Annotated in this window: 18 protein-coding genes; 7 read left to right on the top strand and 11 right to left on the bottom strand. The window is 66.7% G+C overall.

From position 1 onward, the window contains the following. Positions 1 to 62: 62 nt before the first annotated feature. The 4 genes from AC4D2R_RS09490 to AC4D2R_RS09475 all read right to left on the bottom strand — a co-directional run bounded on the left by AC4D2R_RS09490 (position 63) and on the right by AC4D2R_RS09475 (position 2841). Positions 63 to 1205 (bottom strand): class I SAM-dependent methyltransferase, encoded by a 1143-nt coding sequence (locus AC4D2R_RS09490; protein ID WP_490939617.1) that lies wholly within the window; start codon positions 1203 to 1205, stop codon positions 63 to 65. Positions 1206 to 1354: 149 nt separating this feature from the next. Further along, complete coding sequence (locus tag AC4D2R_RS09485) at positions 1355 to 1795, bottom strand: hypothetical protein (RefSeq protein ID WP_490939615.1); 441 nt, start codon at positions 1793 to 1795, stop codon at positions 1355 to 1357. A gap of 9 nt (positions 1796 to 1804) precedes the next feature. Then, positions 1805 to 2515: a GAF and ANTAR domain-containing protein gene (locus AC4D2R_RS09480; protein ID WP_490939613.1), complete on the bottom strand. Its 711-nt coding sequence runs from the start codon at positions 2513 to 2515 to the stop codon at positions 1805 to 1807. A 98-nt stretch (positions 2516 to 2613) separates the two neighbouring features. Continuing rightward, the gene (locus AC4D2R_RS09475; RefSeq protein WP_490939611.1) at positions 2614 to 2841 is read right to left on the bottom strand and encodes a hypothetical protein; all 228 of its coding nucleotides are present in this window, start codon (positions 2839 to 2841) and stop codon (positions 2614 to 2616) included. Positions 2842 to 3214: 373 nt separating this feature from the next. Between AC4D2R_RS09475 and AC4D2R_RS09470 the strand changes: the two genes are divergently transcribed. After that, positions 3215 to 3553 carry a DUF8129 domain-containing protein gene (locus tag AC4D2R_RS09470; protein WP_490939609.1) on the top strand — a complete coding sequence of 113 codons (339 nt, stop codon included), beginning with the start codon at positions 3215 to 3217 and terminating at the stop codon, positions 3551 to 3553. A 31-nt stretch (positions 3554 to 3584) separates the two neighbouring features. On the opposite strand, the gene AC4D2R_RS09465 is transcribed toward AC4D2R_RS09470, so the two are convergent. Beyond that, positions 3585 to 5234: a RecQ family ATP-dependent DNA helicase gene (locus tag AC4D2R_RS09465; RefSeq protein WP_490939607.1), complete on the bottom strand. Its 1650-nt coding sequence runs from the start codon at positions 5232 to 5234 to the stop codon at positions 3585 to 3587. A gap of 106 nt (positions 5235 to 5340) precedes the next feature. On the opposite strand from AC4D2R_RS09465, the gene coaE reads away from it, so the two are divergent. The 4 genes from coaE to AC4D2R_RS09445 all read left to right on the top strand — a co-directional run bounded on the left by coaE (position 5341) and on the right by AC4D2R_RS09445 (position 11484). Then, the gene (coaE, locus tag AC4D2R_RS09460) at positions 5341 to 6318 is read left to right on the top strand and encodes a dephospho-CoA kinase (protein ID WP_490939605.1); all 978 of its coding nucleotides are present in this window, start codon (positions 5341 to 5343) and stop codon (positions 6316 to 6318) included. A gap of 87 nt (positions 6319 to 6405) precedes the next feature. Beyond that, entirely contained in the window at positions 6406 to 8484 is a 2079-nt protein-coding gene (uvrB, locus tag AC4D2R_RS09455; RefSeq protein WP_490900376.1) for an excinuclease ABC subunit UvrB, read from the top strand. 76 nt (positions 8485 to 8560) lie between these two features. Beyond that, entirely contained in the window at positions 8561 to 10315 is a 1755-nt protein-coding gene (locus AC4D2R_RS09450; protein WP_490939603.1) for a hypothetical protein, read from the top strand. 131 nt (positions 10316 to 10446) lie between these two features. Further along, positions 10447 to 11484, top strand: a complete 1038-nt coding sequence (locus AC4D2R_RS09445; RefSeq protein ID WP_490939601.1) for a TerC family protein — start codon at positions 10447 to 10449, stop codon at positions 11482 to 11484. 114 nt (positions 11485 to 11598) lie between these two features. Here the strand turns inward: AC4D2R_RS09445 and AC4D2R_RS09440 are convergent, their stop codons facing one another. The 5 genes from AC4D2R_RS09440 to AC4D2R_RS09420 all read right to left on the bottom strand — a co-directional run bounded on the left by AC4D2R_RS09440 (position 11599) and on the right by AC4D2R_RS09420 (position 15803). Then, positions 11599 to 12567, bottom strand: a complete 969-nt coding sequence (locus AC4D2R_RS09440; RefSeq protein ID WP_490939599.1) for an oxidoreductase — start codon at positions 12565 to 12567, stop codon at positions 11599 to 11601. Between the two features lie 296 nt (positions 12568 to 12863). Continuing rightward, positions 12864 to 13136 (bottom strand): hypothetical protein, encoded by a 273-nt coding sequence (locus AC4D2R_RS09435; RefSeq protein WP_490900372.1) that lies wholly within the window; start codon positions 13134 to 13136, stop codon positions 12864 to 12866. Between the two features lie 284 nt (positions 13137 to 13420). Then, a complete protein-coding gene (locus AC4D2R_RS09430; RefSeq protein WP_490900371.1) occupies positions 13421 to 13681 on the bottom strand; it encodes a DUF2630 family protein in 261 nt (86 codons plus the stop codon). Positions 13682 to 13787: 106 nt separating this feature from the next. Further along, positions 13788 to 14282 (bottom strand): hypothetical protein, encoded by a 495-nt coding sequence (locus AC4D2R_RS09425; protein WP_490939597.1) that lies wholly within the window; start codon positions 14280 to 14282, stop codon positions 13788 to 13790. A gap of 174 nt (positions 14283 to 14456) precedes the next feature. Next, positions 14457 to 15803, bottom strand: coding sequence for a DUF2254 domain-containing protein (locus AC4D2R_RS09420; RefSeq protein ID WP_490939595.1), 1347 nt, complete (start codon positions 15801 to 15803; stop codon positions 14457 to 14459). A gap of 304 nt (positions 15804 to 16107) precedes the next feature. On the opposite strand from AC4D2R_RS09420, the gene AC4D2R_RS09415 reads away from it, so the two are divergent. Together AC4D2R_RS09415 and AC4D2R_RS09410 are read left to right on the top strand one after the other, a co-directional pair. Continuing rightward, complete coding sequence (locus AC4D2R_RS09415; protein WP_490939593.1) at positions 16108 to 16620, top strand: DUF421 domain-containing protein; 513 nt, start codon at positions 16108 to 16110, stop codon at positions 16618 to 16620. After that, entirely contained in the window at positions 16620 to 17384 is a 765-nt protein-coding gene (locus tag AC4D2R_RS09410) for an ion transporter (RefSeq protein ID WP_490939591.1), read from the top strand. Before AC4D2R_RS09415 ends, AC4D2R_RS09410 begins: the two co-directional genes overlap by 1 nt. Here the strand turns inward: AC4D2R_RS09410 and AC4D2R_RS09405 are convergent. Next, positions 17381 to 18649 (bottom strand): alpha/beta fold hydrolase, encoded by a 1269-nt coding sequence (locus AC4D2R_RS09405; RefSeq protein WP_490939825.1) that lies wholly within the window; start codon positions 18647 to 18649, stop codon positions 17381 to 17383. The genes AC4D2R_RS09410 and AC4D2R_RS09405 overlap by 4 nt on opposite strands. Positions 18650 to 18663: the final 14 nt, after the last annotated feature.

The raw sequence follows: 18663 nt of genomic DNA, 5'->3' as shown, positions 1-18663 counted from the left end.
CGAGGGTGCAGCAATGACCGGGCCAGGGGCGTTTGGGGCGTCGGTTGTGCGTCCTCGATGGGCTAGCGCCGCACGGAACAGCTCACCGTGAAGCGGGGGTTGCGGTCGATCTGCCGGGTCGGGCCGACGAGGCGCTCGAGCGTGGGCCGGTAGGCGAGATGGCTGTTCCAGACCGTCCAGAGCTCGCCGCCGGGAGCCAGAACGCGTGCGGCGTCGGCGAACAGCTTCACCGCGATTCCGGTGTGGACGCTGCTGCCGATATGGAAGGGCGGGTTCAGGACGATCAGGTCGGCGGACCCGTCCGGCTGGGCCGACAGCGCGTCGTCCCTCACCACACGCATCCGGTCCTCGACGCCGTTGGCCTGGGCGGTGCGGCGGGCCGAGGCAACCGCTGAAGCGGACTGGTCGGAGGCGAGCACCGTGATGCCCGAGCGGGTGAGGGCAAGGTAGGCCGCGATTGCCCCATTGCCGCAGCCGAGGTCAATGGCGCGCTCAGCCGTCCGGGCCGAGGCGAGGTGCGGCAGGAGGAACCGGGTGCCGGGATCGAGCGCCGCTCCGCCAAAGGTTTCCCCGAAGGCCCGGAGCGTCAGGGGCTCACAGAGGCCGACGTCGTGTGCCTCGGAGACTGGAAAGGGCGAATCCCCGGCGTGCTGGGGGGAGTGCGCAGTAAGCACGCGGGACTTCTGGCGGGCGAGCCCGGCCGACACCGAACCGAAGTGTTTCCCAAGGATGGTGTTCATGGCTCGGGTCATGTGCTTGAGCCGCCCGCCGGCGTACACGGTGACCGACGGATCGGCGTAGGCCGCGATGTGCCAGGCAACCTCATCGAGGGCATCGAGGGAGCGGGGCAGCTGCATCAGAACGGTGCGTGCGCCGAGCAGCAGCTCCGCGCCGAGGTCCTCCCGGGTGAACCGGGCTTCGGCCCCGAAGCGGGCAGCGTTGGCGGCCAGGGCGAGCTCGTGGGAGAGCGGATCCTGATGGACTCGCGGATTCCCGGTGCCGTGGCGCAGCACCGCGCCGAGGGTGAGGGCTCCGTACCTGTCACCAACTACTACAACGCCGCCGGGATCGCCCGCGAGGCGCTGCGCAGCGGTGTCGAGCAGCAGGATATCGGCTGAGTCGAAGGCCTGGAGGTTGCCCGCCTCGACATCGGGCCAGCGGCGCAGCCCTGGAAAATCGAAGGCCGCGGATTCGAACTCCGTCAAGGCCTGTTCCCTGCCGCCCGGGAGGAGGACCCGGCAGCGCGCCCCATCGGGTCCGGGGCCACTACTGGGGCGGCGTGTTGCTTGGAAGTCACCTGCGCCATTCTAGACGGCGCCGGTACCTCGCTGAGCAAGGGGCGCCCGCCGGGATGCTACGGGGAAGCGTCAGGGTCCCTGTTGACGGCGTCGTCGTCCTGTTCTTCGCCGCCGTCACGGATTTCGGCACGCCCGGCCATGCTGCTTCGCCCGCCGCGTTCGCCGCCGGGGCTGTCGTCCCGCTTGTCGTCCCAGCGGCAGGAACGGGCGGCTGCCCGTTCCTGAGTGCCGTCGGTGCCATCGGCATCGGTGCTGTAGGGGGCGCGAGGAGGCGGCGGCTGCACATCGATCAGCTCGTTCGCCGCATGCGCAAGGAGATCCCGTTGGAGCGGCGGAAGCATGAAGGAGCCATGGAGGTAGGCTTCAATTTCGTATTCTCCTGCGTCGCCGCCGATGCCGAAGTAGTAGATCCAGAGGTCATTCAGGGAGATGTGGGCGTGGCGCATGGCACTCAGCAGCAGCAACCGCTGCTGCTCCTGGTCAAATGAGTTGCTCACTGACAGTCCTCAGCGCGGGAGGTCGGCGGAGCCGTCAACGAGGTTCTGAGCGACGCTCCGCAGGTCACTTCCGCGATGCATTGCCGCGTCAAGCATTCTGCGCATCGCTTCATCGGACCCAACGCCGCGGCGCTCCATCACGATGCCGCGTGCAGTGTGGATTGTGTCCCGGCTGTGCATGGCAGCCTGGAGTGTCCTGCTCAGTTCGGCGGGTGCCTTGTCCGGCTGCGCATTTCCGAGGAGCGTCGCCGCAGGCGTCGCGAGCAGCGTCAGCTGGCGGCGATCCCGCTCGGTGAAGGCATAGGGAAGCGGCGAGTATACCTTGAGCGCCCCGATCGCTACGCCGTCATAGATCAGCGCCGTACTGAGCACCGACCGGATGGGCAGGTCGGCGACGGCGGCGCACCACATCGCCCAGCGGGTCTCCGTGCGCACGTCATCGATCTGTACCGTCGAACTGCCGGCCCAGGCGGTGAGGCAGGGGCCCTGCCCCAATTCGTACTGAATGGCATCGGCGGCGGCAACCACGTCATCGGTGTAGCCCGTGCTCCTGCGCCCACCCTGGGCATTCATGAGGCTGACGCCCGCACCGATCGAGCCGGGGATCGATTTCTTGATCGCCTCGGCAAGGCCTTCGACGGCGGTGCCGGCGCGGGACTCAGTGAGGAGGAGACCCCGGATGCGCGCCATGACAAGTTCTTCCGGCGGTAGGTTCATCATCGGCACTCCACACAGGGGGTTGGCGCCGCGGGCTGCGGGCCAATTCAGCATACACAGTGCGCCGCGGCGGAGGAGAAACCGGGACCCGCCGTGACGATTCAGATGACCAGTGCCCCCGCATAATCGCCGCCACACTGGTCGCACATGGCAAATACTGCTTCTGGCGTCAGCTCAGCGGCCTGGGCGACCTCAACTACGGTGCCACCGTTGCCGACTGCCTCGAGGACCAGGGACTGAAGCGCGCTGGCGGCCTGGTCGCGGGTGAATTCCGCCGACTCAAGTTGGGCTGCCGCGGTTTCCAGGATACGGAGGGTATGAGTGTTCACGGGAATGTCTTTTCTACAGGCGGCAGGTCACCGGAATCTGGGGGATCTGAATCCGGCACATCCCCTTTCTGAAAACACGGCATACACCCCGGTGCAACACCACGTGCAGTAAGTTTCAGCAGGTAGTGGCTGTTCGGGAGCGTCGTCACTGGATGTCGAAAGGCGGTTCCATAGGCAGCTCCATGGCTGTGTGCTCAACCTTTCCCAGCCTATGGTGCGCGGTGACTGCCTGCAAGAAAAAGGTAAAAGCGCCGGGCGGACGCGCTTGCCGGGCCCGGGGGATCGGCGGAAAACGAGGTTCCCGGGAGTGGTTGCCGGTGGCCGTCCGGCGTTTATACGCTGGCTCCACGGCACCGACGAGGTTGGAGGAACAGTGAACGATTCCCCGAAGCACGACGAGCTTCCCCTTCCGGATTATGACCATATTCCTTTGGGAACCCTTCCGTCCCGCATCACCTCCCTCGATGAAGGCCAGCTGGAAACCCTCCTTGCCTTCGAGGAACAGCACGGCAACCGCCTGCCTGTCGTGCAGGTGCTGCAGCGGCGGCTTGAGGCCGTGCGGAACGGCGCCGATCTTTCGGATGCGGCGGCGACGAGCATGCCGGAGATGACGCAGGGCCGGGCGGGCTCGCCGGTCAGCCCCTCGACGTCGGGACCTCCGGTGAATCCGCCGTCGCAGGGCGATCCCACCAATCCCAGCCAGCCCCGCTGAGCGCTTTGCCGCCCGGCGGGTCAGGCGCAGCTCATCGGTCGGCGGGACGCAGGAGTTTTCTGGCCTCGACGAGTTCAAGCGAGAGGGTCTTGTACCCGGTGGATTCGAAGAGGACCGTCACAGCGCCCTCCTCGTAGCTCATGACAACGCCTGGACCCCATTCGGCGTGCTCCACGCCCGACTGCAGCGGGTACGGCCCCGCGGTTCCCTGGGTTTCAACGGCAGGCTCCGGGTCGTCGGCGATGTTGGCGCAGTTGTCGCAGTTCCCGCACGCCTCGGCAAGATCCTCGCCGAAATAGCCGAGGAGGAACTGGCGCCGGCATCCCCTGGTCTCGGCGTACCTGCGGATCATCTCCACCCTCGACTTGTCGATCGCCTCACGGATCTCGGCCTGCCGGGCGGCACGGTCGGCGGCCTCCTCCGGGGATATGTCTTCCGCGGTGTACCCGCCGTCGCGTGCGGAGACGGCTCCGGCTGCCTCAAGCAGATTCAGCAGCCCCGCGGTCCTGCGCCGGCTGTATCCGGTGAGCGTTGAGAGCGCGGCGGCCGTCGCCGGCTCCTGCCCGGCCTTCACCACGGCGAAGATGCCGGCGAGGTCGGCGCGGTCAGCGGTCTTCGCGGCGAAGAACCGGCGCAGGGAGAGGTCTTCCGGCCGGTAGTGAAGGGTGGCGGTTGCCGGAAGTGCGTCGCGCCCTCCGCGGCCAATCTCCTGGTAATAGCTGTCGAGTGAATCGGCAATCGCCTCGTGGAGCACGAACCGCACGTCGGGCTTGTCGATTCCCATGCCGAACGCTGTGGTGGCGACGACGACGTCAACCTCCCCGTGCATGAACCCTTCATGCACGGCGTCCCGGTCCCCGGGGCGCCGCCCTGAATGGTAGGAGTCGGCCCTGACGCCGCGTTCCCGGAGCTCGGCGGCGAGGGCGTCGGCGGACTTCCGTGTGGCGACATACACGAGCCCGGGTGGTTCGATGCCGGGCACCTGCTCGAGCACTGCGCGGTGTTTGTCACGCTCGCCGACATGCTGGATCACCTCGAGGAAGAGGTTCGGCCGGTCGAAACCCTCGACATGCACAACGGGGGAGTCGAGGTGGAGCCGTTCGGCAATTTCCTGTTGCACCGGTTTCGACGCGGTAGCGGTCAACGCCAGGACCGGGCAGCGCAGCGCGTCGACGAGGTGCCCGAGCTGCAGGTAGTCCGGGCGGAAGTCGTGCCCCCACGCCGAGACGCAGTGTGCCTCGTCGACGACAAGCAGCGACACCTCAAGGGACTGCAGCCGTTCGATGACCTCGGCCCGGGCAACCTGTTCCGGGGCGAGGAACAGGAACTTGGCCCTGTGCGCCTCATCCGTTTCCGTCAACGCGGCCCACGCCTCCTCGGCGTCTGCATGGCCGAGTGATGAGTTGAGTACGTACGCCCGGGTGTCACCGGTGCTCTCGTTGATCGTGATGGCCTGGTCCCGCTGCAGGGCTATCAGGGGTGAGATAACGACGGCGGTTCCCGGCAGGACCATTCCGGGAACCTGGTAGATGGCCGACTTTCCGGATCCGGTGGGCATCACGCAGAGCGTGTCCAGCCCGTCAAGGAGGGCCTGCATCGCGTCGCGCTGGCCCTGGCGGAGGTCGTGCCAACCGAAAAGCGACGACGCCGCTTCCTCGAGGTGGGTGAGTGAAGTGGCCATGAACCTTCCCCGGCGAAGAACTAAGGCGACTTAGCATATCGTGCCGGAGGGGCGCTCCAGGCAGGATGGTCGGCCTTGACAGGGTTTGCCGCGCTACCCTAGGCGGATGCTCAACGTGGGATTGACCGGAGGGATCGCTGCAGGGAAATCGCTTGTGGCCCAGCGGCTGCGAGGCCTCGGCGCCGTGCTTGTGGATGCCGACATCATCGCCCGGGAGGTGGTGGCCAGAGGCACCGACGGGCTGAGCGAGGTGGCGGCCGAATTCGGCAACGAAGTCCTCCTCCCCGACGGCACCCTCGACCGCGCGGCCCTCGGCGAAAGGGTCTTCGCCGATGCCGAGGCGAGGAAGCGGCTGAACGCCATCGTTCACCCAAGGGTGCGCGCGCGGGCGGAAGAGCTCGTCGGTGCCGCCCCGCCCGGTGCCGTGGTCGTCGAGGACCTGCCCCTGCTCGCCGAAACCGGCCAGGGGGCGCGGTTCCACCTGGTCATTGTCGTCGATGCCCCCGACGACCTGCGGGTGGCACGCATGGTGCGGGACCGCGGGCTCAGCGAGGCGGCGGCCCTCAGCCGCATCGCGGCCCAGGCGGGCAGGGAGGAACGCAACAGCATCGCCGACATCGTGATCGAGAACTCGGGGCTTCCCGAAGACACGATGGCCGAGGTCGACCGCCTGTGGGAGCAGCGGATCGTACCGTTCAGGGACAATCTGACGGCCGGCGTCCCCGCGGTGCGCCCGGCGGCGCCACCTGTGGCATACGACCCCCGCTGGCCCGCCCAGGCGGCGCGTCTCGCTGCCCGGCTGGAGAGGGTCGACCCGCGCGTGCTCGCCGTCGAGCACATCGGACCGACGACCCAGCCCGGTGCCCGGGCGTTGGACGTCCTCGACTTCCAGGCCGGTGTGGGTTCGGCGGACGACGCCGCCGCCCTTGCGCAGGTGTTCACGGCGGCGGGATTCCCGCCGGTCAGCCCTGCGGGCGAGCCCGGGGCTGTGGAACGCCGTCACGCAAGCGCCGACCCGGGAAGGGCGGCGGAGCTGCGCGTGCGGACGTTCGACTCGCCGGCCTGGACCGCAAAGGCCCTCTGACGCCGCGCACCGTCACCTGCCGGAACCGGGTTCAGCCTCAAGCAAAGCGGACCGCCGTTGTCCGCGGAAGACGCTAACGTACTAGGTATGAGTCTTGCGCAGGATATCAAGCGGGTTGTTGCCCCGTTCGAGGTAATCAGCGAATATCAGCCGGCGGGGGACCAGCCCACCGCAATCGCCGAATTGAGCGAACGGATCAAAGCCGGAGAGAAGGACGTCGTCCTGCTCGGCGCCACCGGCACCGGCAAGAGCGCGACGACGGCGTGGCTGATCGAACAGGTGCAGCGGCCGACGCTGGTGATGGTGCAGAACAAGACGCTTGCCGCCCAGCTGGCCAACGAGTTCCGGGAACTGCTGCCCAACAACGCGGTCGAGTACTTCGTCTCCTACTACGACTACTACCAGCCCGAAGCTTACGTGCCCCAGACTGACACCTTCATCGAAAAGGACTCCTCGATCAACGAGGAGGTCGAGCGCCTCCGGCACTCGGCCACCAATGCCCTCCTGACCCGGCGCGACGTGATCGTTGTTGCGACAGTGTCGTGCATCTATGGCCTTGGCACGCCCGAAGAGTACATCGAGAAGATGGTCACCCTCCGCAAGGGCCAGGAGATGAACCGGGATGCCCTGCTGCGCCAGTTCGTTGGCATGCAGTACACCCGCAACGACATGGACTTCCACCGCGGGACCTTCCGCGTGCGCGGCGACACCGTGGAGATCATCCCCATGTACGAGGAGCAGGCGCTGCGGATCGAGTTCTTCGGCGACGAGGTCGAGAACATCTACACCCTCAATCCGCTCACCGGCGACGTCATCCGTGAAGAGGAGGAGATGTACGTCTTCCCTGCCTCGCACTACGTTGCCGGACCGGAGCGCATGACGCGCGCCATCAAGGCCATCGAGGACGAGCTGCAGGTGCGCCTTGCCGAGCTCGAGTCCCAAAACAAGCTTGTCGAGGCACAGCGGCTGCGGATGCGGGTGACGTACGACCTCGAAATGATGGAGCAGATGGGATTCTGCAACGGCATCGAGAACTACTCACGGCACATCGACGGCCGGGGGCAGGGGAGCGCCCCGCACTGCCTGCTCGACTACTTCCCCGACGATTTCCTCCTCGTCGTCGACGAATCCCATGTGACCATCCCGCAGATCGGGGCGATGTACGAAGGGGACATGTCGCGCAAGCGCACCCTCGTCGACCACGGCTTCCGGCTTCCGTCGGCAATGGACAACCGCCCGCTCAAGTGGGACGAGTTCCTCGAGCGCATCGGACAGACGGTCTACCTTTCCGCAACGCCCGGCAAGTACGAGCTTGGCAAGTCAGACGGGTACGTGCAGCAGATCATCCGCCCCACGGGCCTTGTTGACCCGGAGATCGTGGTCAAGCCCAGCAAGGGCCAGATCGATGACCTGCTCGACGAGATCCGCACCCGGACCGAGCGTGACGAGCGGGTGCTTGTCACAACTCTCACCAAGCGCATGGCCGAGGATCTCACCGGGTATCTCCTGGAGCACGGCGTCAAGGTTGAGTACCTCCACTCCGACGTCGACACGCTCCGGCGGGTTGAGCTGCTGCGGGAACTGCGCATGGGCACCTTCGACGTGCTCGTCGGAATCAACCTGCTCCGGGAGGGACTCGACCTTCCCGAGGTGTCGCTGGTCAGCATCCTCGACGCCGACAAGGAGGGCTTCCTGCGCAGCGCGACCTCGCTGATCCAGACGATCGGCCGCGCGGCACGCAACGTCTCCGGCCAGGTGCACATGTACGCCGACCGGATCACCGACTCAATGGAACGCGCGATCGATGAGACGAACCGCCGCCGCGCGATCCAGGTGGCTCACAACCTTGAGCACGGCATCGATCCGACGCCGCTGCGCAAGCGGATCGCCGACATCACCGACACCATCAACAAGGAGGACGCCGACACCCGGGAGCTGCTCGAGGCCGCCTCGAAGGGCCGGAAGCAGAAGCCGGGGAAGGGAACGCACCGGGAGGGCCTTGCCGCTGTTCCGGCCGAGGACCTCACGGACCTGATCCAGCAGCTGACCGACCAGATGCACGCCGCGGCAACGGAACTGCAGTTCGAACTCGCCGCCCGGCTGCGCGACGAGGTCGGTGACCTGAAGAAGGAACTGCGTCAGATGCAGTCGGCCGGGCACGTGTAGCGGTATGCCCGGCCGGGGGCGCTTCGTCGAGCTTCGGATACACGGAGTCGGCCAGCAGGACTACCTGAACAGCATCATGAGCCCGCTCGTCCGGCGGCTGAACCCCTGGACCGAGGCCGCCGAACCGCCGGTGCTTCCGCGGCACAGCCTCAGTCTGATCAACTGGTCGCGGTCGAACCGCAGGCGCACCGGTTTCCTCTGGTACCTGGTGTTCCCCTTCACCCTCGCCAATGTGGCAGGGCGGATGATCGAGCGGCCGGCCGGGCGAACCGGCACCGCCTCCCTCAACTGGTGGCTGCTCCAGGGCGTGGCACTGCTGTTCACCCTCACCCAGCTCGCCTGGCTGACCGTCCTGGGCGAAACGCTGCTGAAGCATCTCGCGGGACCGCTCTCCGTGGCGGACATGACGGGAGCGGTGCGGGTCGTTCCCGTTGCCGCGGCCCTGCTCATGGCCGGATTCCTCGGGTACCGGTGGGTGAACGTCATCCGCCGCCAGGAGGAGCAGCGCAGGCGCCGGGCCGGGATCGTCGCCGCCGGTCACGCGGCCGCGCTGCTGGTGACCGGCGTCGTCCTCGCCGCCGTCCTGCCCGGACAGGCCGTCTACCGGCGCTGGCCCTCATCGGCCGGCCCGGACGGGCTGTACCGCCTCGACGCCATGGCCGCCTGGGTGGCGGGGAGCCTGCTGCTGGTGCTGGCCCTGGGCCTCCTCGCAGCCCTGGGGTACTGGCTCGGGCCCCGCCCGGCGCGCGGGGAGCAGGTTCCGCTGCTTGCCGCAATGGGCCTCCTCACCATCGGGCTCTACCTCATGCATACGGTGAACGCGCTGGTGCGCATGGTGCTTGATAACCTGCTCGGCTACGTCGTCGGCCTGTTCGGGGGCCGGGCCCGCGTCGACGCGGCCTCCCGGGTCCTGCTCGCCTGGGACAACCCGGCCGACGCCGGTGACAGCCGGCTCGACCTCTTTCCGCTGCTTGCGCTTCTGGCGCTCCTTGGAGCCCTCGCCGCGGCTGTGCTGGTCCTCCTGAGGGAACGATCCCTGGGCCTGTCCCCGCTGTGGGGCGGAAGGCGGGAGCGCCTGCTCTGGGGGCAGCGGATCGTGCAGCGCGCCCCGGCGTTCCTCCCGGTCCTCCTGCCGCTCGCGAGCGTGCTCGGCCTCGCCGGCATGGCCGCGGCGGTGAGCATGGGTGAGGGACGGCTCGGCGGCCCCTGGCTTGCGCTGGCAATCCTCCTGCTGCAGGTGGCCGGCGCGGTGGTCGTCCTCACGCTGCTGCTCGGGCAGCTGAGGCTCCTGCAGGAAGTGTTGGGGAAGGTGGCCGACGCCGCGGGTTTCTGGCCGGTGAGGGACCATCCGCTCTCGGGGGCGTCCTACCGCGACGCGGTGATCGCCGGAATCGGACTTGAAGCGGAAAAGGCGAGGCCGTCCCGGGTTGCCCTCGTGGCGCACAGCCAGGGCGGCGTCATCTGCGCCTGGCTGATTGTCCACACCCGGATCCTCGGACGCTGCAGCGAAGTCCACCTGGTGACGACCGGGTCCCCGCTCGGTCCCTTCTACTCGGTGTTCTTCCCGGCCTACTTTCCCGAAGAATGGTTCAGGCGGTTAGCTGAACGCTCAACAAGCTGGGTCAATTTCTGGCGCGACACCGACCCGCTCGCGGCTCCGGTCCGTGGCGCGGCAAACGTGAAGCTGCCCGACCCCGACGAGTACGGTGTGATCCGCGGGCATGAGGGGTATTGGAACTCCCGGGAGATCCTCTCACATGTCGAAGCTCTCGCGGATGAGGAACCTATTTCTCCATACCGGCAGGCCGCCGGTACGATTGACCCTACGTAGGGGAGTATCCCAAGCGCTACGATCGTCAACACGCGGGGCAGCGAAGCTCCGCCGGGCGTAGCGGTCGGTCGGCAAACGTGCCCCGGCGGAGAGACTTACGCACTTCCGTCGCAGCTCCCGAAAGGCGTTTCATGCCCGAATTGCCCATCGCGTTCGAGGTCGGCACATTTATTGTGCTCGGACTCGTCCTCCTCTTCGACCTCCTGCTCGTCGTCAAGCGGCCGCACGTGCCCTCAATGAGGGAGGCCGGCCTGTGGGTCGCCTTCTACGTTTCCCTGGCGCTGATCTTCGCGGTCCTCATGTTCATCTTCACCGGCCCTGAGTACGGCAGCCAGTTCGTCGCCGGTTGGATCACCGAGTACAGCCTGAGCATCGACAACCTCTTCGTGTTCATCATCATCATGGCGCGTTTCTCGGTTCCCCGGAAATATCAGCAGGAAGTGCTCATGGTGGGCATCATCATCGCGCTGATCCTCCGAGGAATCTTCATCGTCCTCGGCGCAGCGGTCATCGAGAACTTCAGCTGGGTCTTCTACATCTTCGGCGCCTTCCTGCTTTACACCGCCTACAAGCAGGCGACTGACTCAGGGGAAGACGAGGAACACGCCGGCGAGAACAAGCTCGTCACCAAGCTGCGGGCCGTGCTGCCCATGTCGGAGAAGTACAACGGCGGGAAACTCCGCACGGTCGTCGACGGCAAGAAGGTCTTCACCCCGATGCTCGTCGTCTTCGTCACGATCGGCCTGACCGACCTGCTCTTCGCCGTCGATTCGATTCCGGCGATCTTCGGGCTCACCCAGAGCGCGTTCATTGTCTTCACCGCCAACATCTTCGCGCTGATGGGACTGCGCCAGCTCTACTTCCTGCTTGGCGGTCTCATGACCCGGCTCGTATACCTCAAGCATGCGTTGTCCGTCATCCTCGCCTTCATCGGCGTCAAGCTGATCCTCCACGCAATGCACGTCAACGAACTGCCGTTCATCAACGGCGGCGAGCATATTGAGTGGGCCCCGGAGATCCCCACATTCGTCTCCCTCGCCGTCATTGTCGGAACGATTGTCGTTGCAGTGATTGCGAGCCTGATGAGCTCGCGCGGCAAGGCGGCCAAGGTCGACTCCGACCTGACGGCGGCGGACCTGAAGTCGCGGCAGTCCGACTCCGCGGAGTAGCGCGAAGCCGACCCAAACCGCCTCCTGGGCGGCACCAGCGTCTCCGCGGGAGGCACAGGACATGAAGAAGGCCGGGACCTTGGCTGACAAGGTCCCGGCCTTCTTCATGTGCGGCTAGATGCTGAACGGGCGTCCAGTCAGCTCTTCACTGAGCGTCCACAGGCGCTCGGCACTCTCGTGATCCACCGCCCAGGAGTGGACACCGGCCGGGCCCTGATGGTCGTCGGGCACCTCGACGGCGATGTCCGCGTCCTCCGTGTACACCCCGCCGCGGCCGTCGAGCTGCGGACTCAGCGCGGCCCATACGGTTGTCGCGGCGCCCTCGGGGATGCTCTTGTACGCTTCGTTGTCCACCGGCTCGCCCTGCTCATCGACCGCCCCGAGTGCCTGGAGCTCCTCTCGGCTGAGGTGCCTGGCAATGCCGGTGGGGATGGTGCCGGGGTGCACCGCGAAGGCACGCACGTCGTGAGCGCGTCCCCGGGCGTCGAGGGCGAGTGCGAACAGGGACTTCGCCGTCACCGACTGGCCGTAGGCCGACCATTTCTCGTAGGCCCGCTCGTCGTAATTGGGGTCGTCGAAGTCAACCCCGGAGAACCGGTGGGCGAGGGACGTCAGGCTGACGACGCGGGCGCCCTGCGCCTGCGTCAGGGCCGGCCAGAGGCGCTGCGTGAGCTGGAAATGGCCGAGGTGGTTCGTTGCGAAATGCGCCTCGAACCCACGGGCGTCCCGGGTGAACGGCACAGCCATGATCCCGGCGTTGTTGATCAGCAGGTGCAGGGGGCGGCCCGATGTCGTGAAGCGGTCGGCGAAGGCATCGACTGAGGCGGGGTCGGCGAGATCAAGGGACTCGAGTTCCACACCCTCGAGCCCGGCCAGCGCCGTCCGGGCCTTATCTGCGTCACGCGCCGGAACGATCACCGTAGCGCCCGCTCCCGCAAGGACACGCGTGACTTCGAGGCCGAGACCCGAAGATCCGCCGGTGACGATGGCCGTGCGCCCGGTCAGGTCGCGTCCGGCGACCAGTTCAGCGGCAGTGGTGGTCGGACCGAAGCCGGAGGGCAGCGGTTTCTGAGGCGTGTTCATGGGGGAGTCCTTCGTTCCGGGTGGGACGGCGCAGGAGATTCTTCCTGCTTGCCGGGGGCGGTGCGCAATGGAATATGACGTCATTGATCGACACTCGCTGAACGTTCAGTCTACCTTGGCGCCCGGCACCTCGGCCGGGCTTGCGCCCACGGCGAAGGGAATACAGCGAAGGGAACCCAGCGAAGGGAGCAGGGGACCGCTGTTGCACCGTCAGGGGCGGGGCGGTCGTCCTTGGACAAACGGACGGCGCCGCAGGAAGCCTGCGGCGCCGTCGGCGGATCCGGTAAGGAAACGGCTCAGTGGCCGGTGCTCGTCGTTCCGAACATCAGCGTCCGGCGGCGCACGTCGTAGAACACTGTCTCGGAGGCGACGAGGAGATCCTGGAGGTTGTCCGCATCATCCGGGTCCAGGGTCAGCACTTCCTCCCACGCGCCCTGGTCGAGGACAAGTTGCAGGGTGTAGGTGCCGGGCTGGCCCGGCTCTCCGGCGACCCAGCTGAACTGGTAGTGGCTGAGCTGGCGGACCTGGATGCTGTCATCCGTTACTGGTTGCTGCGGGGTGGGGACCACGTGATGCTCCTTTACCTAAGCCCGCGGACATGCGGGCAGGACGTTCCGGTCTCGGGCGGGGTGGGCTCCCGCCCGTCAGCGGGACTTTGGCCGCTGGTTGCATAATCTAGCGGCGCCCCAGCGAGGCCGTAAAGGCAAGGAAAAAGGTGGGGGAGGCCTTGACGAACGGTGCGGCCCAGCCCATTGAGCACCGGCGCCCCGCCGGGCGTTGCCGCGGGGCGACCCCGCGGGGCGCCTTCCAGGGCCGCCCCGCGCCGCACCATTCAAGCGTTCGACGGCGGGGGCTACGCTCCACCCTTGGTCCGCGGGAGGTAATTCTCCACCTGGCTGACCGGCCGGACCGTCGCCTTATTCGGGTCCTCACCGAACTCAAGCCGCGCGCGGCGCTGGCGCAGGAGATCCCAGCACTGGTCGAGGTTCTCCTCGAGGCGCTGCAGGCGCACCTGGTTCTGCCCGCCGCGCACGCTTTCCTCGCCGGTCTGGCGCAGGTCGTGCTCTTCGGCCACAAGCGCTTTGATGCGTTCGAGGATGTTCTGATCGTCCACGGTGTCCTCTTTTCGACTTTTTACTGACCGCCGTACCCGTCAGGGTACTGAGCGGGCGGCCGAAAGACCAGAGCATAGGCGCTGCGTGACGGGCAGATCCGCGGGTTCACTCCTCGGTGCGGCGTGGCCGGGAAAGCAGCGCGATAAGACCCACGGCAATGCAGGCCGCGAAGAGGATGAATTTCACTACCGTGAAGGTCGATGCGGCGGCCACCGTTCCCGGATCCACCGGAGACTCCGCGAACATGCCCTCGATGAGCAGGTTCTCCGTGATGTCCGCTATGGCGTACAGCACCGGAACCGGCAGGAGCAGCCAGCGGAGCCTTCGTCCCACTGCATGAAGGATGAGCAGGGTCACGGTTGCGGCGAAGACGAGGGGGAACAACAGGTCCCAGAGGTAGTGGGACGCGCCGTACCGCTCATACAGCTCATCGGTCATCAGGGTCTGCACTGCACTCACATAATCAGGGCTGTACCCGGTGAAGGAGGTTTCGGGCATCGCATATCCACCCACCGCCCGCCGAAGGGAGGCCAGCTGCAGCCCGTTCACGGCAGCGAGCAGGATGCTGAGTGCGAATCCGGCGATGATGAGGATCCACAACTTTCTCGCTCTTCCGGGAGCCTGTGTTGGTCGGTGTTCGCGATGGCGCTGGGATGATTCGCCGGAAGTGGTCATGGGCCATTGTGTGCAGCCGTGCGGCTCAATTGACCTTCCAATTTGATAACCGCTTGCTGCCCCAGCGGAAAGCGGCCCGACGAGCCGCGAGAGGGCCCTTCAGTCGGCGGGCCACGATCCGCGCATCGCCGCCTCGATGTCCGCGCAACCGGCCCTGAGGAGCGCCTTGTCCGGAGCCCGGAGAGATGAGCGCTCAATGGCGGTGTGCGTCTCCGCGGCTTGGGCGCGTAGCGCTGGATGGTGATCACCGTCCCTGTCGCTCCACGCGATTTCCCGAAGCATGCGAACGATCCGTCCGGCGGTCCGCGGGTCCTCCATCGCATAGGCGAGCAGCTGCCGCATCGCCAGGTCAAGCAGCTCCGGAAAGGCGGGGTAACGCAGGACCACACGGACCTGTCCGTGTTCGTCGACGAGCGCTTTTGGCCCGGTCGTCCGTTGGGCAAGCACGCAGAAGACGCTCGAAATGTGTCCGAGCGCATGGACCGCGGTCGTGGGGTCGTTGATGCCCGGTGAGAGGGCTTTGCTGGTCACGTCGAGCAGTTGCTGCAGCCCGAAACCCGCATCCCGTGTGGATGTTCTCTCAAAGCTGGTCGCCAGGCCGGCACAGAGTTTCTCCTGCAGGGCATTCCTTCGTTGCGTATCGATGCCGCTCCCCTTCATGCTCCACGCGCGCCCTATGGGCACCCCGGTAATGAGGGACGCGCCAGGCATTGCGTCAACGGTAATGAGGGTGTCGGTCTCGACCGCTGCGCTGAGCGCGGCGTCATGTGAAAGGTCGATGAAAAAACCGGAGGTGTCGCTGTCGATCACCGCATGGGAGGCACCTTTTCCCGCGTCAAGCCCGGCCGGTGGCGGTGCAACGTGGGGGAAGATCCGGTCGATCGCCCTGTTCGCTTCTGCGTGGACGTTACGCAGCATCGTTTCAACCCGGATCTCCCGCGAGAGGTGGGCGAGAAAGAGAACAAGGGCAACGACGCTGGCGATGGTGAGGACGAAGGCCACGGTAACCGATATTTCGGGAACGAATCCTGCGCCGGCGCTGGTCTCGACACGGATGCTGCGCAGCACCGTCAACGCGAAGACAAACGTGGCAAGAAACAGGGCGAGCGTGTTGTGAACGAACCTGTCCCGGGTGAACGTTCTGAGCAGCCGGGGCGAGAACTGGCTGCTCGCGAGCTGGAGCGTCACGACGGTCAGGGAGAAGGTCAGCGAGGTCACGGTGACGAGGGACCCGGCGATTGTCTCCATGAGGGAGCGGGCGGCCTCCGGGCCTCCGCCGAATAAAAGCCCTGAGACCGGGGCGGGCAGGTCGTCGTCAATCCGCTGATCCAGGTACGGCAGGTACTGTCCCAGTCCGAGAGCCACGCAGACGGCGAGCAGCGGTACCGGCCAGAGCTGTGTTTTCAGGGAGTCCTTAAGCAGTACGGCTCGCGCGCGTCTGTTCATGCCGGCCCTCCTTCTTGTCGCCGGGCGGTCTGGGAGGTGCGCCGTCGAGCTCCATCGACAAAGGATAACGCTGACGGGGCGCCATAGGGCCGTAAGGCACCTAGCACACGTTGATAAGGTGGCTGTCAATCGATTCGTGGACCCGGCTGACGCTCCTCCGCCCGGCAGCAGGGTCACCAGCGCTGTTCCGGTACTGGCTGACGGTCCGACGGCTTCACCATCCAGCTCGAGAATCCACAAGGTCGAGGAGGCAACACAATGATTCAGGGACCGGCACCCGGGCAGCACGCACCGGGGGAAAACCATGTGGTTTGACGGCTGGGCCGACGTCGTCAGGACCCTTGCTGTGGGCTCGGCCGCCTATCTGACCCTGGTGCTCGTCCTCCGCGCCTCGGGCAAACGCACGCTCGGGCAGCTCAACGCTTTCGACTTCATCGTGACGGTTGCTCTTGGCTCGACCCTTGCCACGATCCTCCTCAGCAGCGAGGTCGCCTGGGCCGAAGGGTTCGCCGCCCTGGCCCTGCTCGCGGGCCTGCAGTACCTTGTTGCAGCGGTCTCGGTCCGATGGCCGGGCGTACGGCGGGTTGTGACCTCCGAGCCCGTTGCGCTGGTGCGGAATGGGGAACTGCAGCATTCCCAGCTGCTGAGCAACCGGCTCACGGAATCCGAAGTGCTTCAGGCGGTGCGCGGCAGCGGATCGGGGGACCTCGCCGACGTCGCGGCGGTGGTCCTTGAGACCAACGGAACGCTCAGCGTCATTCAACGTTCGAAATTCGGCGACGGGTCGGCGATGAAGGGCGTAGTGAGCGGAAACTGATGGAGGAAAACCCCGACCCTCACCAGCACCCCGGCGCGGTGGCGCCTTCCGGCGGCCCCAGGCCGGAGGAAAAGCTGGGCGCCGCCGAAATCTTCGCCCGGCGCCTCGACAAACCGATGGGCGTGCTCGGGATGATATTCCTCTTCGTGGTCCTCGGCCAGCTCCTGGCGACCGAAGCGCGCCTGAGCCTCGCGCTGGCGATTGTGGGATGGCTGTTCTGGGCCATCTTCGTGGCGGAATTCCTGCTCCGCGCCTACATCGCCGGCTTTCAGCGGAGCTTCTGGAAACGCAACTGGTGGCAGGTGATTTTCCTTCTTGTGCCGTTCCTCCGTTTTTTCCGCGCGCTCCAGGCCCTGCGCCTGATCCGGGTGGCACGCCTCGCCCGGTTCGGCGGCATCGTTTCGGCAGGCATCCGCGGTTCACGGTCCGCGGGCCGCCTTCTCTCGAGCCGGATCGGCTGGCTGGCCGCGGTCACCGCCGTCGTGATCCTTGCCTCAAGCCAGCTGCTCTACGCGACCGGATCCCACACCAGCTACGGGGACGCCTTGTACGAGGCGGCGATGGCCACGATCACCGGCAGCGGGATCACTTCCCCAAGCGGTTTTTCGCGAATCCTCCAGGTGATCCTCGCCCTCTACTCGGTGGCCGTGTTCGCTACCCTTGCGGGCTCCCTCGGCGCGTTCTTTCTCCGGGGAGACCAGGGCCGGGCAGGCACGGCGCCGACCGAGCTGCGGTCCCCGGCCGCACCGCCCGAGGACGGCTAGGCGTCTCCGGTCAGGGCCAGCAGCCGGCTGAAGATCGCCTCGCCGTCATCCGAAATGCCGTCGTGGTGGAAGTCCGGTGTCTCCCACACCTTCAGGCCCTTCACCGCCGCCGCTGTCTCAAGGGACAGCGCGCGGTCAACGTAGATGTCGTCACGGTAGACGGCAGCCGCCGCGCGCACCGAGTTCCGGGACAGGACGCCCGGGTCGTACAGTGCGCCCCAGTCCTCCTTCTGGGCCAGGAGGTGGGCGGCTTCCTTCAACGGCTGCAGTGCCGGGTCCTCGTCGAAGTACCACGGATACACCATCTCCCCGGTGAGCAGCGGCTCCTCCACCTCCGCACGGAACTGGGGATACTTGTCCAGGACCCGCTCCGCGGACCAGCGTGAGGCGTCCCCCTGGCAGTAGATCGACTCGTGCATGAGCGCGTAGAGGGGGTTGGAACTGCGGGAGACGAGCGGTCCCACCTGGTCGAGGAACACCTGGGACAGCCGCGGGCCGCCGGGAGTGTCAACAAAGGCGTCTTCAAGGAGGTAGTGAAGCGCATCGACGCGCGTGTTGCCCCCGAGGAAGGAGCCGATCATCTGGAAGCGCCGGGTGCTGAGCCGCTCTCCCGTGGGCAGGCGCTCATCAACCCGCTCCAGGTGCCGGGCGATGCGGGTGACGATCTCACGGTCGCCGGGATACCAGGCGAAGTATTCGCTGTTGCGCTCCTCGACCCGGGCGTAGGTGGCCGTATACACCCGGTCGGGGCTTCCCGTCAGCGGTGCGAGCCCGCCGGTGATCAGCACGCGCTCGAGGCCTTCGGGGGCCCGGGACAGGTAGGTCAGTGCGCAGAAGCCGCCGTAACTTTGCCCGAAGATGGTCCACCGCCCGCCCACGAGCCGCTGGCGGATGATTTCGGCGTCGGCGACGATCGAGTCGGCACGGAAGTGCGTCAGGTACCGCACCTGCTCCGCCGCTCCGCCACGGGCCGCGAGCGTCATGGCGTCCGCAGGGGTGGAGAGGCCGGTTCCGCGCTGGTCGAGCATGAGGATGCGGAAGGTCTGGGCGGCGGCCTTCATCCACCCGCTGAGCTGGGTGGCACGGTTGCCCCGGCCGCCCGGACCGCCCTGGAGGAACAGCAGCCAGGGCAGGCGCTCAACCTCGTCGTCGTTGTGGTCCGTTGAGGTGTACTCCCGGGCGAAGACGGAAATCGTTTCGCCGTCGGGCGCCGCATGGTCAAGGGGCACGGTGAACCGGTGCGTTTTCGCCCTCAGCCCCCGCATCAGGAAGGTCGGCC

This window comes from Arthrobacter sp. TJ-217, assembly GCF_058269255.1.
Note: the sequence above shows the minus strand (reverse complement) of the source record. Positions and strands in the feature narration are given on the sequence as shown.